At 71.1% G+C, this 16,036-nt stretch carries 14 protein-coding genes and 3 pseudogenes; 12 read left to right on the forward strand and 5 right to left on the reverse strand.

From position 1 onward, the window contains the following. The first annotated feature begins 35 nt into the window (after positions 1 to 35). Entirely contained in the window at positions 36 to 341 is a 306-nt protein-coding gene (locus AB0927_RS07425; RefSeq protein WP_366666573.1) for a hypothetical protein, read from the forward strand. 483 nt (positions 342 to 824) lie between these two features. Here AB0927_RS07425 and AB0927_RS07430 read toward each other — a convergent pair whose 3' ends face one another. Continuing rightward, positions 825 to 1,823, reverse strand: a complete 999-nt coding sequence (locus tag AB0927_RS07430; RefSeq protein WP_366666574.1) for a transcriptional regulator — start codon at positions 1,821 to 1,823, stop codon at positions 825 to 827. Between the two features lie 313 nt (positions 1,824 to 2,136). Here AB0927_RS07430 and AB0927_RS07435 point away from each other — a divergent pair. The 3 genes and pseudogenes from AB0927_RS07435 to AB0927_RS07445 all read left to right on the forward strand — a co-directional run bounded on the left by AB0927_RS07435 (position 2,137) and on the right by AB0927_RS07445 (position 3,687). After that, positions 2,137 to 2,486: pseudogene (locus AB0927_RS07435) on the forward strand (hypothetical protein). Next, on the forward strand, positions 2,479 to 2,766 hold the full coding sequence (locus AB0927_RS07440) for a hypothetical protein (protein WP_366666575.1): 288 nt from the start codon (positions 2,479 to 2,481) through the stop codon (positions 2,764 to 2,766). The pseudogene AB0927_RS07435 and the gene AB0927_RS07440 overlap by 8 nt, the downstream one beginning before the upstream one ends. Positions 2,767 to 3,273: 507 nt before the next feature. Beyond that, complete coding sequence (locus AB0927_RS07445) at positions 3,274 to 3,687, forward strand: hypothetical protein (RefSeq protein ID WP_366666576.1); 414 nt, start codon at positions 3,274 to 3,276, stop codon at positions 3,685 to 3,687. 44 nt (positions 3,688 to 3,731) lie between these two features. Here the strand turns inward: AB0927_RS07445 and AB0927_RS07450 are convergent. Beyond that, positions 3,732 to 4,765, reverse strand: a pseudogene (locus AB0927_RS07450) (site-specific integrase); the annotation flags it as partial. 100 nt (positions 4,766 to 4,865) lie between these two features. On the opposite strand from AB0927_RS07450, the pseudogene AB0927_RS07455 reads away from it, so the two are divergent. From AB0927_RS07455 to AB0927_RS07470, 4 genes and pseudogenes are all read left to right on the forward strand, one after another. After that, positions 4,866 to 5,108: pseudogene (locus AB0927_RS07455) on the forward strand (IS30 family transposase); the annotation flags it as partial. A gap of 212 nt (positions 5,109 to 5,320) precedes the next feature. Next, the gene (locus tag AB0927_RS07460; RefSeq protein WP_366666577.1) at positions 5,321 to 6,169 is read left to right on the forward strand and encodes a GNAT family N-acetyltransferase; all 849 of its coding nucleotides are present in this window, start codon (positions 5,321 to 5,323) and stop codon (positions 6,167 to 6,169) included. Between the two features lie 19 nt (positions 6,170 to 6,188). After that, entirely contained in the window at positions 6,189 to 6,719 is a 531-nt protein-coding gene (locus AB0927_RS07465; protein ID WP_366666578.1) for a GNAT family N-acetyltransferase, read from the forward strand. A 75-nt stretch (positions 6,720 to 6,794) separates the two neighbouring features. Further along, on the forward strand, positions 6,795 to 8,498 hold the full coding sequence (locus AB0927_RS07470) for a proline--tRNA ligase (protein ID WP_366666579.1): 1,704 nt from the start codon (positions 6,795 to 6,797) through the stop codon (positions 8,496 to 8,498). Positions 8,499 to 8,579: 81 nt separating this feature from the next. On the opposite strand, the gene AB0927_RS07475 is transcribed toward AB0927_RS07470, so the two are convergent. The 3 genes from AB0927_RS07475 to AB0927_RS07485 form a co-directional block, all read right to left on the reverse strand. Next, a complete protein-coding gene (locus AB0927_RS07475; protein WP_366666580.1) occupies positions 8,580 to 9,491 on the reverse strand; it encodes an aminoglycoside phosphotransferase family protein in 912 nt (303 codons plus the stop codon). Positions 9,492 to 9,596: 105 nt separating this feature from the next. After that, complete coding sequence (locus tag AB0927_RS07480) at positions 9,597 to 10,124, reverse strand: ferritin-like domain-containing protein (protein ID WP_366666581.1); 528 nt, start codon at positions 10,122 to 10,124, stop codon at positions 9,597 to 9,599. Then, positions 10,121 to 10,642, reverse strand: coding sequence for a hypothetical protein (locus AB0927_RS07485; protein WP_366666582.1), 522 nt, complete (start codon positions 10,640 to 10,642; stop codon positions 10,121 to 10,123). Before AB0927_RS07485 ends, AB0927_RS07480 begins: the two co-directional genes overlap by 4 nt. 230 nt (positions 10,643 to 10,872) lie before the next feature. Between AB0927_RS07485 and rimP the strand changes: the two genes are divergently transcribed. The 4 genes from rimP (at position 10,873) to infB (ending at position 15,954) form a co-directional block, all read left to right on the forward strand. Then, positions 10,873 to 11,379: a ribosome maturation factor RimP gene (gene rimP / locus AB0927_RS07490; RefSeq protein WP_366666583.1), complete on the forward strand. Its 507-nt coding sequence runs from the start codon at positions 10,873 to 10,875 to the stop codon at positions 11,377 to 11,379. 2 nt (positions 11,380 to 11,381) lie between these two features. Beyond that, positions 11,382 to 12,359, forward strand: coding sequence for a transcription termination factor NusA (nusA, locus tag AB0927_RS07495; RefSeq protein ID WP_366666584.1), 978 nt, complete (start codon positions 11,382 to 11,384; stop codon positions 12,357 to 12,359). A gap of 112 nt (positions 12,360 to 12,471) precedes the next feature. Continuing rightward, complete coding sequence (locus AB0927_RS07500; RefSeq protein WP_366666585.1) at positions 12,472 to 12,768, forward strand: YlxR family protein; 297 nt, start codon at positions 12,472 to 12,474, stop codon at positions 12,766 to 12,768. Positions 12,769 to 12,912: 144 nt separating this feature from the next. Beyond that, positions 12,913 to 15,954 carry a translation initiation factor IF-2 gene (gene infB, locus AB0927_RS07505; protein WP_366666586.1) on the forward strand — a complete coding sequence of 1,014 codons (3,042 nt, stop codon included), beginning with the start codon at positions 12,913 to 12,915 and terminating at the stop codon, positions 15,952 to 15,954. Positions 15,955 to 16,036: the final 82 nt, after the last annotated feature.

The following is a 16,036-nucleotide window of genomic DNA, read 5'->3' on the forward strand; positions in this document are numbered from 1 at the left end:
TCGCAGTTGAGTGCCTGAGGTCGTGAAATCGGTCGGTGGCCGGCCTCGACCACCAGGGGCCGCAGCGGCAGTTGCATGTGCTGCGGCCCCTGCCGAGGACCGAGGACAAGGCGACGTTCTCCGTGTCCGGCGCGGTGCTGGGCCTGACCCCGGCGAACGCGGCCGGAATGGACCTGGCCACGCCAACCTCGACGCGATCATGGCACGGATCAACGCCATGGTCGAAGACCCAAAAACGCCGTGCACGTCGGCGCGGCGAAATCGACCCAGGACAAGCGGCGAAGCGAGCAGCGGAGCTTCGGTCCGCGCTGGACCGCCGAGGCATGCGCCACACCCAGTAGGCACAGGACGCGCCGCAGAGAGCGGAGCTGTTCAGAGTTTCTTTACTGGATCAAGGCGGCCCGCTGGCGCGGCCCGCGCGCGCTCCGGCCCTGCGGGGCCGCCGCCCGCTCCTGTCTCCGCCTCGCTGGCGACAACCCCGCCGGTCCGGGCGCGCAGCAGTCAGCAGAGCGAACCACCTGGGGCGCTGCCCCAGACCCCGGCCCTCCCTCTGAGGGGCGGCGGGACCGAGTGCGGGTGCGGCTTCGTCGGGGTGAGTGGTCGCGGATCGCGGGTGGGCTCCCTCGTCGCCCGGTTACCGGAGGCGTACCAGGAACCCCCGGGGGCCGCCAAGGCCGAGCGCACGCGTCACGGAGTGAGCCTTGGCGGCCCCCGGAGAACCCTGGTCCGGCGAAGCTGCCCGACCGACGAGGGACCCCACCCGCTCAGGCCCGGAATCTGCCGGAGGCTGACTCCGGCTGGCGGACGGCCAACTCCGAGGGCGCTCAGGACGCCAGCAGTTCGGCGACCTCGGGCACGTCGCGATAGGCCCGCAGGCGATCGAGCACGATCCGCGTGCGTTCCGCCGTGCGTTCGCTGCCGCTCTGCCCAAGGGTGAGCATCCGACCCGCCGTCTCGGCTGCGGCCTCGGGCTCGTTGGCGTCGGCGTAGGCCACCGCCAGCCAGGAAAGGTACAGCGCCAACTCCCGCGCATGGCTGGCGTCGTATCGTCCGAGCACATCCGTCAGCAGCGGCACGGCCCGCAGCGGGCGCCGCAGTTCGGTATAGACGCGGGCCTCCATGACCTGCAACTCCCCGGCGTCCATCCAGTACAGGTACGACGGAGATTCGGTGCCGGCCGAGTCCTCGGACAGCGCCTCGGCCGCCTCCCCGAGGGCGGCCATCGCCGGGCGGTCCTGCCCGGCACGGGTATGCGCCCAGGCGACACGGTCCAGGTACAGCGCGCGAGCCTTCGCCGGGGCGCCCGGACCCGCATCCTCCAGCGCGGCGCGGGCCAGTCCCACTGCGTCCGCTGTCCGGCCAGTGTTGCTCCACTGGTAGGCCAGTGAGCCCGCCACGTTCCCGGACAGCACGCCGTCCCCGGCGGCCTGCGCGGCGCTCATGCCGAGCCGATAGATGCGCTCCGCCTCGGCATGCTCCCCCGCATCGGAGGCAACCCACCCGGCGATCTGCGCCAACTCCCCGATGGCCCCGAGCAGTTCGCGCCCCACCTCTTCAGTATGTGTGCCCTCGCGGTAGAGCTTCACCGCCGCCTGCAGCTCGCGCAGGGCGGGCCCGATCAGGTCCTTGCCGTACACAACGTCATCGGCCAGCCGGAGGCCGTGGACCCGCTGGGCCAGATCGGCCACCTGCCCGGACCCGATCCGGCGGCCCGTACGAGCACACAACGGGGCCAGCGGGTCGCCCTCCGGCAGGAAGTCGGCCACGGACAGGACACGCGGCGCGGACTCGACCGGCTGAACGGCCTTCGCCACCTCCAGCATCTCGCGTGGCACCTCTAACACCCGGGCGAGGAAGGGCAGCCACTCCCGCGGAGACCGCGTCCCGATCTCCCAACGGGACACGTCATTTCGCGTCGGCGGAACGCGCCCAGGAGCAGCTTCAGCCAGAGCCTCGGCGAGCCGCCGCTGACTCCAACCACGCGCCAGACGCAGCCGCCTGACCAGTTCCCCGACCGTCTCCCGCACCCCACCAGCTTGGCAGACAGCAAGGCAGACACGCTGGCTCCTCCGCAAGGTTCACGCCAGCGAGACGCTGATCAGCAACCCCGGGTCGAGTCGAGGAGAGGGCAACACGATGGCTGAGCATGCGACACCGTGGCCAGAGGGTCCCGCAGTGCAGGGGCCGCGCCTGCTGCCGTGGGCCACCGCCGAAGGGAAGCCCTGCTACCTCAGCACTGACGGCCGCGGCTACCTCGCCACCCTTGCCGACAACATCGAGTCGGTACAACTCGGTATGGTGCGGAGCTGCTGGAGTACGCCCGAGACACCACGGCCCCCGGCGCGAAGATCCTGTCGGCCACCGAATACCGCTGGTTGGCCTGCCGGCTGACCGAAGCCCTGGCTGACGCACTCCGGGTCGCCGACTCACGCGGACAACGCCTCCCGGACCTGGAGGAGGAAAAGGAGGAGGATGACGATGTCTGAAGCCACGAACACCGACGTACCGGCCCGCAGTACTGTCCGTGGCCGCTACCGCTTCCGCGAGTACCACGTGACCACCGTCCCCGACCCCCTGGCCCTGCCGACCGTCGCGGCGGAGTGCGTCACCGGCGAAGACCGCAACTGCGGTGCCACCTCCGGCACCCTGCACACCCAGGACGAGCTGACCCGCTGGATCGCCGGACACTGCGCCGCCACTGGCCACGAGCTGTACGAACAGACCACCCGTAGCCTTCTCCGTGCCGAGCCCGGCGCATGGCAGTAAAGTCCCCTGCACCATCACCACTTCAAGGTACGGCGCCAGCGCGCGGCCCCTACCGCCTGACGGCAGTAGCGACGGCAACACCCACGGATTCCCCCGCACAACCACGGACACCAGCGGAACCCGAAACCGTCGCTGATCTGCGAATACGCAGATAGAGAGGGGTCGCGTAGCACACGTACTATGTGCTGGCGGGGGCCACGCCGGTACTCGTTCATAACTGTGATGAGACGGATTATCTATACCGGGGAGTTTGGCCCGATCATCCAGACTACGAGGCTGCTATGAATGGTGACGCAGTGCCCACGGGTTGGGGGAAACCAGGACCGAAATTGACGCCTGAAGAACACAATGGCGGAGTTAAGGGACTGAGCGATCTAGTGTCCTGGACAACCAACAAGGACTTGGCCTTTCAAAGGGCCAAGGGAGGCGTCGTTCTACGCGTGCCGGCTGAGCAGTATCCGACAGTTGAGTCGCCAGACTACTTCGGCGAATCGGAAGTCTTTATAAATGATGCAGTTCGTGGCGCAGAGAGGCTGCAGTGAACGGATGAGGATCGAAGTAGCAGGAAAAGTATTCGTGGGGTTGGTCATGCAGTATCTTCTGTCTGCGGAAGTGTCTGCGGTCGAGGACTGGCGAAACCTGCTGGAAGATAAGCGCACGAAAACGCTCGCAGGGGATCTGGAGGCGAAAGAATACTGGATTGAGCTGTACGGCGCCAGGCAGGAGACTGCGTCGGCACTGGATACGGGGATGGCCAATGAGCTCCGGAGAGTTGTCGAGGAGCTGTCTAGGTTCGAAGGTGAATCCCTGGTTCTTATCATGCTCCGAAGTTCCGGATTCGGTTACATGGTATGGGCGAGTGAAGACTTTTCTTCCGTGGCTTCATGTATCCGGGTACGTGATAAAAGAACCGGTGAATAGTGGCTATCTCTGGGCCCGGCTCTGGCGCGTCGAGCCCGCGCGTTTCATCGGGGTGGTAGAGACCCGCCGCAGGTGACGGCAACGCAGCCGGACGCCCGGAGCCCCCACGAGGTACTCGCGGGGGCTCCGGCGTATTCGGGTGGGTCACAGGTGGCTGCGGCGTGCGGCGGGGTGTCAGGGGCCTCGGGGCCTCGAAGCGCGTCGCCGAGGGTGTTGATCGCCTGGCGCTGGAGGCGGGGTCGGACGTGGGCGTAGACGGCGGGGCGGTGACGCCGATGTGGGCGTGGCCGAGGAGTTCATTGATCACGACGAGTTCGACGCCCTGTTCCAGTGGAGGGTGGCCGCCGAGTGCCTGAGGTCGTGAAACCGGATGCGGCGGATTCCTGCTTGGGGGCACAGCGCGTTGAAGGCCCGGGTGAGGTTGCTGGGGCCGATCGGCTGGCCGGTGGGCGCGGTGAAGACGTAGTCACTGTCGGGCCAGGCGGTCCCGGCAGCGACTCGTTCCTGACACTGCCGCTCGCGGTGTCGGTCCAGTGAGCGGATGCACTCGGTAGGCAGGGCGATGCGGCGCTCGGAGCTGGCGGTCTTGGTGGGCAGGGTGGTCAGGCCCCGGGTGTGGGTGCGCTGGAGGGTACGGCGGATGCTGGCGGTGCCGCTGTTGAGGTCGAGGTCGCCCCAGCACAGGCCGAGCAACTCGCCTTTGCGGAGTCCGGTGCCCAGGGCGAGTTCTAACAGGGCCCTGGAGGCGGTGTCCTTCGGCGGCCTGGAGGACCTGGCGGGCCTCGACGGCGGTCAGCGGCTCGACGCGTTGGGGCCGGGTGGTAGCGGTGATGACGTTCCGGGCGACGTTGCGCGGCAGTTCGTCCTCGGGTATGGCGTGCTGGAGCCCGGCCTTGAGCACGGAGTGGACGTAGGCGACGGTGAGCGGGGACAGCCGCTTGCCGCAGCACACGCCGATCGAGCAGCAGCAGCCGTTTCCTGCGTCTTGGTCGCGTGCGCAGCACTGGCAGCGGGTGCGGAGCTGGTCGAGGAAGGCGCGGACGTCCTTGGTGGTGACCTGGCCGAGCTTCTTCCTGCCGACCGCCGAGTCACCGCGTGAGTGCCCGCCGGATCGGTCAAGACCGTTGACGGCAGTAGTGACGGCAACAACCACGAACAACCCCGGCCGAACCCGCACCTTAAGTCACGCTGTGGTCATCGAGTTCCCCGACGACGAGAGCATGCGGGTGAGTCCGGAGACGATCTGCCAGGCCATCTACGTCCAGGCCCGAGGCGGCCTGCGCCGCGAGATCGCGGTCGCACTGCGTGCGGCGAGGCTTGCGGCGGGTGCGACCGCTGAGATGGTGATGATCTCCCAGCGTCCTGCCGAGGTCGAGGACCGGGCGGTTCCCGGCCACTGGGAAGGCGATCTGATCGTAGGTCCTCGTTCACAACTGCAAACTGAGTGACTATGTCGACAGTGTTCGCAACGAACCTGGGGTGAAATCGATCGGGGAGCCGCCGCGTACAGAAATCTCCGCCCGGCCGCCGCCGATCCCCCGTCCTCCGGGATCCCGGACTGTTCGACGCGCCGCCGGGAACACGCGGCTATAGTGCCAAGACCAGCGCAAACCCCAGGGTGAGGCCCCCCCACGTGTTGACCCAGACCACCTCACGGGTGCTCGATCCGAGTGACCTCGACGCCGCGCTCGCCGTCCTCGACCGCGAGCCGGTCGTGAACGCCTTCGTGGCCGCACGCGTCCAGATCGCCGGACTCGACCCCTGGCGCCTCGGCGGCGAGATGTGGGGCTGGTACGAGCACGGCATGCTCACGTCCCTGTGCTACGCGGGCGCCAACCTGGTCCCGATCTGCGCCACCCCCCGCGCCGTGCGCGGCTTCGCCGACCGCGCCCGGCGCGCGGGCCGGCGCTGCTCCTCCATCGTCGGCCCCGCCGACGCCACCGCCGCGCTGTGGCGCCTGCTGGAACCCCACTGGGGCCCGGCCCGCGAGGTCAGGACCCGCCAGCCGCTGATGGTCACCGACCGCATGCCCGACGACATCGCCCCGGACCCCTACGTCCGCCGCGTCCGCAAGGACGAGATGGAGACGATCATGCCGGCCTGTGTGGCGATGTTCACCGAGGAGGTCGGCGTCTCCCCGCTGGGCGGTGACGGCGGCCTGCTCTACCAGGCCCGGGTCGCCGAACTCGTCGGCTCGGGGCGTTCCTTCGCCCGCCTGGGCAAGGACGGCAAGGTCCTCTTCAAGGCGGAGATCGGCGCGGCGACCAACCAGGCCTGCCAGATCCAGGGCGTGTGGGTGGCCCCCGAACACCGGGGCAAGGGCCTCGCCGCCCCGGCCATGGCGGCGGTCCTGCGCTACGCCCTGGCCGACGTGGCCCCCGTGGCCAGCCTGTACGTCAACGACTTCAACACCGCGGCGCGCCGCACGTACCGCAGGGTGGGGTTCCAGGAGATCGGCGCCTTCATGAGTGTGCTGTTCTGAACCCCGGTACCCTCCCGGCATGGACCTAGTGATCGGCCCCCTGGACCTGTCAGCCCACGTGGACGAGGCACTGGCGGTCCAAGCGGTCGCGTTCGGCCTCGGCCCGGACGAAGTCGCCGTACGGCGCCAGATCGTCCAGCGCCACATGCAGTTCCCGGGCGCCCGGGCCCTCGGCGCCACCGCCGGCGGCCTCCTCGTCGGCTTCGTCTACGGCATGCCGAACTCCCGCCACCACTGGTGGTCGACGGTCGTCGAGCCGTACCTGCGCGCGGCCGGCAACGACTCCTGGCTGGACGACTCCTTCGTGATCACCGAGCTGCACGTGCACCCGGACCACCAGAACCGGGGCATCGGCCGCCGTCTGATCACCATGATCACGGACACCGCCACCGAACCCCGCTCGATCCTCTCGGCGATCGACACCGACAGCCCCGCCCGCGGCCTCTACCACTCCCTGGGCTACGTCGACCTCGCCCGCCGCGTCCACTTCCCGAGCGCACCGCGCCCGTACGCGGTCATGGGGGCCCCGCTGCCGCTGCGCAGGCGATAACCGATTTCCGCCCTCGCGGCGAGCCCGGCTAACCTCCTATGCCATCACCGCTTATCCGGCAGGAGTACGAGAACCATGGCCAACGCACCGGTCCAGCGCATGTCCCAGTTGATGGCGAAGACGCTGCGCGACGACCCGGCGGACGCCGAGGTCCTCAGCCACAAGCTCCTCGTCCGCGCCGGCTACGTCCGCCGCACCGCCGCCGGCGTCTGGTCCTGGCTGCCGCTCGGCAAGAAGGTCCTCGCCAACGTGGAGCGCGTCGTACGCGAGGAGATGGACGCCATCGGCGCCCAGGAGGTGCTGCTCCCCGCCCTGCTGCCCCGCGAGCCCTACGACGCCACCGGCCGCTGGGACGAGTACGGCCAGGAGCTGTTCCGGCTCAAGGACCGCAAGGGCGGCGACTACCTCCTCGGCCCCACGCACGAGGAGATCTTCACCCTCCTGGTCAAGGACCAGTGCACGTCCTACAAGGACCTGCCGGTGATCCTCTACCAGATCCAGAACAAGTACCGTGACGAGGCCCGCCCCCGCGCCGGCATCCTGCGCGGCCGCGAGTTCCTGATGAAGGACTCGTACTCCTTCGACCTCGCCGACGAGGGCCTCGCCGCGTCCTACGCCCTGCACCGCCAGGCCTACCAGCGGATCTTCGAGCGCCTCGGCCTGGACTACCGCATCGTCGCGGCCACCGCCGGCGCCATGGGCGGCTCGAAGTCGGAGGAGTTCCTGGCCCCCGCCGAGGCCGGCGAGGACACCTTCGCGGACTGCCCGAACTGCGACTTCGCCGCGAACACCGAGGCGATCAACTACGCGCTCCAGCCCGTCGACGGCTCCGCCGTGCCCGCGCTGGAGGAGATCCCCACGCCCGACACCCCGACGATCGAGACGCTGGCCGCCTCGCTCGGCGTGCGGGCCTCCGACACCCTGAAGAACCTGCTGGTCAAGGTGGACGGCGAGATCGTCGCCGTGGGTGTGCCCGGTGACCGCGAGGTCGACATGGGCAAGGTCGAGGAGCACTTCGCCCCCGCCACCGTCGAGATGGTCACCGAGGCGGACTTCGCGGGCCGCCCCGACCTGGTGCGCGGCTACGTCGGCCCGCAGGGCCTCGGCGAGAAGGTGAAGTACATCGCCGACCCCCGCGTGGCCCCCGGCACCGCCTGGATCACCGGCGCCAACAAGGCCGACACGCACGCCAAGAACGTCGTCGCGGGCCGTGACTTCGAGGTCGACGAGTACGTGGACGTCGTGGTGGTCCAGGAGGGCGACCCCTGCCCCCGGTGCGGCACCGGCCTGAAGCTGGACCGCGCCATCGAGATCGGCCACATCTTCCAGCTCGGCCGCAAGTACGCCGACGCCCTCAAGCTCGACGTCCTCGGCCAGAACGGCAAGCCCGTCCGCGTCACCATGGGCTCCTACGGCATCGGCGTCTCCCGCGCCGTCGCCGCGCTCGCCGAGCAGACCGCCGACGAGCAGGGCCTGTGCTGGCCCAAGGAGATCGCCCCGGCCGACGTCCACGTGGTCGCCGCGGGCAAGGCCGTGCAGACCGAGCTGGCCCTCGACGTCGCCGACAAGCTGGCCGCCGCCGGCGTCCGCGTCCTCGTCGACGACCGCGCCGGCGTCTCCCCGGGCGTCAAGTTCACCGACGCCGAACTGATGGGCGTCCCCCAGATCCTCGTCGCCGGCCGCCGCTCGGCCGAGGGCGTCCTGGAGCTGAAGGACCGCAAGACGGGCGAGCGCGAGGAACTGTCCGTCGAGGACGCGATCGCGCGCCTGACCGCCTGACGGCCTGACCGCCTGACACCGGATCACCGCCGATGCCCCCGGGAGCCTTCCCGGGGGCATCGGCGTCCCCGGAGCGAACGGCTACTGGAGCCAACCCGCGAACTCCAGCAGCAACTCCCCGTCCTTCGGCCGCCCCACCCGCACCGCGCGGACCCCGGACTCCACCGCCCGGAACAGCGTCCACCCGCGCAACCGCTCCTGGTCCACCTCCAGCGACTCCGCGAGCCGCTTGATCCGCCGCCGGGTGATCGACGCCCCGGCGGGCGAGGCGATCAGATCCTCCACCCGGTCCCGCACCAGCCGCGCCAGATCGAAGGCGCTCTCCCCGACCACGGGGTCCGGACCCACCGCGAGCCACGGCAACCGGTCCCCGGCCAGCACCTTGCTCTGCCGGAACGTGCCGTGCAGCAACCGGTCCTCCTGCGGTGCCGCCAGCAACGCGTCCCGCGCCGCGAGCGCCGCGTCCACCAGCGGCGCCACGTCCGGGTCCCGCTCGGCCCCCGCCCGCATCGCCACCGCCTGCCGCCCGGTGCGCTCGGCGACGGTCTCGAAGACATGGTCCGCCGGCGGCCGCACCCACAGCCGCCGCAACGTGCCCGCCGCCTCCAGCAGCGCCTTCGCCTCCGGCAGCGACCGCACGGACACGTCCGGATGCAGCCGCTCCAGCAGCAGCACCCCCTCCGCACTGTCCCGCGCGTCCGACTCCAGAAGCTGTACGGCACCGCGCCCGCCCCAGTGCGCCAGCGCCGCCCGTTCGCTCTCAGGCCGGGCCCGCGGCGGGGCCAGCTTCAGCACCGCCGGGGTGCCGTCCGCCCGCCGCACCAGCAGCACCAGGCTGCTGCGGCCGCCCGGCACCTGAACCCGCTCGACGGTCAACTCCCGCCGCTCCACGGCCCGTTCGGTCACCTCGGGCAGCCGGGCGAGCCAGTCGTCCCCGGCCGGTGCCGTCTCCCCGAGCGCCCGCACCAGGCGCCGCGGCGGTTCGAAAGCCATGCGCGAGCCGTTCCCTTCCTCGTCAATCCCGATGAATGCCGTGAGCCCGTGGATCCCGTGAGCCCGTGAGCCCCGTGGCCCTCGTGCGTCAGCCGTACGACGCGCTCAGCGGCCCGTCGGCGCCGACCCGGACGGCGCCGCACCCGCGGCCCCGGCCCCCGTCCCCGTTTCCGTCCCGGCTCCCGGCCCCGTTCCCTCGCCCGCCCGCTCGGCGAGTCCCGGGAAGGCTACGCTCTGTCCGCTCCAGCCCACCGCCCGCACCGCGGCCTCCCGCAGCGCCCCCGCGGCCGAGGCGCGTCGCGCGCCGGCCGACGAGCGCACCAGGTCCGCGTAGACCCCGGCCACCCGCTCCTCCAACTGCGCGGCGAGCCGCACCGCGTCGGCCGGGCCGCGCACCGTGAACGGCAGGGTGTAGGCCGCGCTCGCCGCCACCGGACGGCCGCCCAGGTCCCGCACCTCACGGGCCAGCGCGTCCCGCCGGGCCCGGTGGGCGTCGTACGCCGCCTTCGCGTCGGTGCGGCGCCGGTCGTCGACGCGGCCGCCGACGACGCCGTACCCGTACACCGCCGCGTGCTCCGCAGCCAACGCGGCCTGGAGGGCGGCCAGTTCGGTCTTGCCGGATCCGTCGCTCACTTCGTGGCCCCCGTCGTCAGCAGGTACGCGTGCGCGGCCCCGGCCGCCGCCGCCGAGGCCAGCAGCCGCGCCGGCTCGCCCGGCAGGTCCAGCAGCGCCTTGGCCCGCTGGTCGGCGAGCGTCCGCTCGGCGGCGGCCAGCGAGGCGAGGGCGTCCTTCTCGGTCGCCGGCACGGGGGCCGGCGAGGCGGCGGGGGAGGCGGAACGGGTCGCCGAGGGGGTGGCCGTGGGGGTCGTGCCCTCCGTGAACGCGGTGACGTGCGCGGCGACCTGGGAGCGCAGCGGACGCAGCCGCTCCGCGAGGCCCGGGAACGCGGCGAGCACGGCGTCGTAGCGTGCCAGCAGGGCCTTGCTGTCACCGGCGGCCCGCGCCTGTGCCCGCGCGGTGGCCGAGGGGCGCTCGCCGCCGGAGTCCGGACCGGTCGTGCAGCCCGCCAGCAGGGCGGCGCCGGCGGCCGAGGCGAGCAGGGTTCTTCTGCGCGGCCCCGAGGGGATGCGCGGTGGCGACGGATACGGCACGGCAGACGTCCTCGGGGAACTCGTACGACAAGAAGAGCGGCGATCGGGGGCACGCCCGTGATCACCGTACCCGCGCACGTGTCCGATACCACTCACCGGCACCGCCCGGCCTCACCTGCCCCGCGCCGGGTTGTCCACAGGTGGACGGCAACACACCTTGCGACCGGATACCCTTTGACCAGACACGCGACCCATCCCACAACAGCACACGCGGCCGAGGAGTCACCCGGATGAGCACCACCCAGAGCGAGAGGCTGCGAGAGCTGCTGGAACCGCTCGTCGCCTCTCAGGGGCTGGATCTCGAAGAGATCGCTGTCGACTCCGTCGGACGCAAGCGGGTGCTGCGCGTGGTCGTCGACTCCGACGCCGGAGCGGACCTGGACGCGATCGCCGATGTGAGCCGTGCGCTCTCGGCGAAGCTGGACGAGACCAACGCGATGGGCGACAGCGCGTACGACCTGGAGGTCGGAACCCCCGGCGCGGAGCGCCCCCTCACCGAGCACCGGCACTTCGTGCGCGCGGTCGACCGCCTCGTGAAGTTCCAGCTCACCGAGGGCGGCGACCTGGTCGCGCGGATCCTGACCGTGGACGAGGAGGGCCTCGACGTCGAGGTGCCCGGCGTCAAGGGCCGCAAGGCCACCACCCGCCGCCTCGCCTTCCCGGAGATCGCGAAGGCGCGCGTGCAGGTCGAGTTCAACCGCAAGGACAAGAAGGACAAGGAAGAGGAGGAGGCGTAGCCGTGGACATCGACATGAGCGCCCTGCGGGGCTTGGTCAGGGAGAAGGAGATCTCCTTCGACCTGCTGGTCCAGGCGATCGAGTCGGCCCTCCTCATCGCCTACCACCGCACCGAGGGAAGCCGCCGACACGCGCGCGTGGAGCTCAACCGGCAGACCGGGCATGTGACCGTGTGGGCGAAGGAGGACCTGGAGGAGGGGCAGGAGCCGCGCGAGTTCGACGACACCCCCTCGGGCTTCGGCCGCATCGCCGCCACCACCGCCAAGCAGGTGATCCTCCAGCGTCTGCGCGACGCCGAGGACGACGCGACGCTCGGCGAGTACGCGGGGCGTGAGGGCGACATCGTCACCGGCGTGGTCCAGCAGGGCCGCGACCCGAAGAACGTGCTGGTGGACATCGGCAAGCTGGAGGCCATCCTGCCGGTGCAGGAGCAGGTGCCCGGCGAGACCTACCCGCACGGCCAGCGCCTGCGGTCGTACGTCGTCCGGGTCGCCAAGGGCGTGCGCGGACCCTCCGTGACCCTCTCGCGCACCCACCCGAACCTGGTGAAGAAGCTCTTCGCCCTGGAGGTGCCGGAGATCGCCGACGGCTCGGTGGAGATCGCGGCCATCGCCCGCGAGGCCGGCCACCGCACCAAGATCGCGGTCCGCTCCACCCGCTCGGGTCTGAACGCCAAGGGCGCCTGCATCGGCCCCATGGGCGGCCGGGTGCGCAACGTGATGGGCGAGCTGAACGGCGAGAAGATCGACATCGTCGACTGGTCGGACGACCCGGCCGAGATGGTGGCGAACGCCCTGTCACCCGCTCGGGTGAGCAAGGTGGAGGTCGTGGACCTCGCCGCCCGCTCCGCCCGGGTGACCGTGCCGGACTACCAGCTTTCGCTGGCGATCGGCAAGGAGGGGCAGAACGCCCGCCTCGCCGCCCGGCTCACCGGCTGGCGCATCGACATCCGGCCCGACACCGAGCAGCCGGCGGAGTAGGCGCGCCGCAGCGAGGGAATGAATCCGGGCCGCAAGCGGCTTGGATTACGACAACAACCGTTCGATCTTTCCCCCGAAGGGGTGAGGTCGGTGCGGGGAGGTAGACTTAGCCGTGTCTGGCCGGACGCACACCGGAGCATGCCCTGAACGCACCTGTGTGGGGTGCCGGGAGCGGGCGGCCAAGAACGATCTCGTGCGGATCGTGATGATCGAGGACGAATGTGTCCCCGATCCTCGCGGTACGCTGCCCGGCCGGGGTGCGTATGTGCATCCCGCCCTGGCCTGTCTCGACCAGGCGGTACGCCGCCGGGCGTTGCCGCGGGCACTGCGCGCCCCGGGAGCGCTCGACACAAAGGCGTTGCGCCGACACGTCGAGCAGGCAACAGTTGCCGAGCAGGCAACGCCGTAAGACATGCCGTACGGAACACCGTGCGGTCTGGTACCTCGCGAGTCGAAAGCAGGTCGAGATTGCGATGAGCACTCGATGAGTACGCGATGAGTACGCCCATGAACTAGCGACGGTCCGGCTTCACCCGGACCTCAAAGGAGCGAAGTGGCTAAGGTCCGGGTCTACGAACTCGCCAAGGAGTTCGGTGTCGAGAGCAAGGTCGTCATGGCCAAGCTCCAGGAACTCGGTGAATTCGTCCGTTCGGCGTCTTCGACCATCGAAGCGCCGGTTGTACGCAAGCTGACCGACGCCTTCCAGGGTGGTGGCAGCGGCAAGTCCGCCAAGCCCGCCCCGCGCAAGGCCTCCCCCAAGCCCGCCGCGCCCTCTCCGGCGCAGGCGGCTCGTCCGGGTGCCCCGAGGCCGGCGGCCCCCAAGCCCCCGGCGCCCGCCGCCCCGCAGCCGGCGGCCCCGTCGGCTCCCGCGGCGTCCGCGCCCGCCCCGGGTCCGCGTCCGGTTCCGGGTCCCAAGCCCGCGCCGCGTCCGGCCCCGGCCGCCCCGGAGTTCACCGCTCCGCCGGCCGCCCCGGCAGCTCCGGCCGCCCAGACCCCGCAGGCCCCGGCCGCGCAGGGTCCGCGTCCCGGCGCCCGTCCCGGTGCCCCCAAGCCCGGTGGCCGTCCGGCCCCCGGTCAGGGTCAGGCCCGTCCGGGCCAGGGCGCGCCGCGTTCCGGTGGCCAGGCCCCGCGTCCGGGTGCCCGTCCGTCCGGTCCGCGTCCGGGTAACAACCCCTTCACCTCCGGCGGCTCCACCGGCATGGCGCGCCCGCAGGCGCCCCGTCCGCAGGGTGGTCCGCGTCCCGGCGGCGCCCCCGGTGCCGGTCCCCGTCCGCAGGCGCCCGGCGCCCAGGGCGGCGGTCCGCGTCCGCAGGCTGCCGGCGGTGCCCGTCCGACTCCGGGCTCGATGCCCCGTCCGCAGGGCGGCGCTCCGCGTCCGGGCGGCCCGCGTCCGAACCCCGGCATGATGCCGCAGCGTCCCGCTGCCGGCCCGCGTCCCGGCCCCGGCGGCCGTGGTCCGGCCGGTGCCGGTCGTCCCGCTGGCGGTGGCGGCGGCGGTCGTCCCGGCTTCGCCGGTCGCCCCGGTGGCGGTGGCGGCGGTGCCCGTCCGGGCGGTGGCGGCGGTTTCGCCGGTCGTCCCGGTGGCGGTGGCGGCTTCGGCGGCGGCCCCGGTGGCGGCGGTCGTCCCGGCTTTGGTGGCCGTCCCGGCGGTCCCGGTGGCCGTGGTGGCACGCAGGGCGCCTTCGGTCGTCCCGGCGGTCCCGCGCGTCGTGGCCGCAAGTCGAAGCGGCAGCGTCGCCAGGAGTACGAGGCGATGCAGGCCCCGAGCGTCGGCGGCGTGATGCTGCCGCGCGGCAACGGCGAGACCATCCGTCTCTCCCGCGGCGCGTCGCTCACCGACTTCGCGGAGAAGATCAACGCCAACCCGGCGTCCCTCGTCGCGGTCATGATGAACCTCGGCGAGATGGTCACCGCGACGCAGTCCGTCTCCGACGAGACGCTGCTGCTCCTCGCCGGCGAGATGAACTACACGGTTCAGATCGTCAGCCCCGAGGAGGAGGACCGCGAGCTGCTCGAGTCCTTCGACCTGGAGTTCGGCGAGAACGAGGGCACCGAGGAAGACCTGGTCGTCCGTCCGCCGGTCGTGACCGTCATGGGTCACGTCGACCACGGTAAGACCCGGCTGCTCGACGCCATCCGCAAGACGAACGTCATCGCGGGCGAGGCCGGCGGCATCACCCAGCACATCGGTGCCTACCAGGTCGCGACCGAGGTCAACGGCGAGGACCGGGCGATCACCTTCATCGACACCCCGGGTCACGAGGCGTTCACCGCCATGCGTGCCCGTGGTGCCCGGTCGACGGACATCGCCATCCTGGTCGTCGCGGCCAACGACGGCGTCATGCCGCAGACGGTCGAGGCCCTGAACCACGCCAAGGCGGCCGAGGTGCCGATCGTGGTCGCGGTCAACAAGATCGACGTCGAGGGCGCCGACCCGACCAAGGTGCGCGGTCAGCTGACCGAGTACGGCCTGGTGGCCGAGGAGTACGGCGGCGACACCATGTTCGTCGACATCTCCGCCAAGCAGGGTCTGCACATCGACAGCCTCCTGGAGGCGGTCGTCCTCACCGCGGACGCGGCGCTGGACCTCCGTGCCAACCCGGACCAGGACGCGCAGGGCATCGCGATCGAGTCCCGCCTGGACCGCGGCCGCGGTGCGGTCGCCACGGTCCTGGTGCAGCGAGGCACCCTGCGGGTCGGCGACACCATGGTGGTCGGCGACGCGTACGGCCGTGTCCGCGCGATGCTGGACGACAGCGGCAACACCGTCGCCGAGGCCGGCCCGTCGACGCCGGTCCAGGTCCTGGGTCTGACCAACGTCCCGGGCGCCGGCGACAACTTCATCGTGGTCGAGGAGGACCGTACGGCCCGCCAGATCGCGGAGAAGCGTGCCGCTCGCGAGCGCAACGCGGCCTTCGCGAAGCGCACGCGCCGCGTGTCCCTGGAGGACCTGGACAAGGTGCTCAAGGCCGGCGAGATCCAGCAGCTGAACCTGATCATCAAGGGTGACGCTTCCGGTTCGGTCGAGGCCCTCGAGTCCTCGCTGCTCCAGCTGGACGTCGGCGAAGAGGTCGACATCCGCGTCCTGCACCGCGGTGTCGGTGCGGTCACGGAGTCCGACATCGACCTGGCCATGGGTTCCGACGCCATCGTCATCGGCTTCAACGTCCGTGCGGCCGGCCGTGCCGCGCAGATGGCGGAGCGCGAGGGCGTGGACGTCCGGTACTACTCGGTCATCTACCAGGCGATCGAGGAGATCGAGGCGGCCCTCAAGGGCATGCTCAAGCCGGAGTACGAAGAGGTCGAGCTGGGTACGGCGGAGATCCGCGAGGTCTTCAAGTCGTCCAAGCTGGGCAACATCGCCGGTGTCCTCATCCGCTCCGGCGAGGTGCGCCGCAACACCAAGGCCCGCCTCATCCGAGACGGCAAGGTGGTCGCGGAGAACCTCAACATCGAGGGTCTGCGTCGCTTCAAGGACGACGTCACCGAGATCCGCGAAGGCTTCGAGGGTGGTATCAACCTCGGAAACTTCAACGACATCAAGGTCGACGACGTCATCGCGACGTACGAGATGCGCGAGAAGCCGCGGGTGTAACCCGGCTGACGGTTCACGCTGGCCGACGGGACGTGTCCTGTCGGCCGGCGTGGCCGTTCCCGGGCCTTCGCCTTCGGCCCCC

Origin of the sequence: Streptomyces sp. NPDC048106 (genome assembly GCF_040706415.1) — a bacterium.
Classification (GTDB): Bacteria; Actinomycetota; Actinomycetes; order Streptomycetales; family Streptomycetaceae; genus Streptomyces.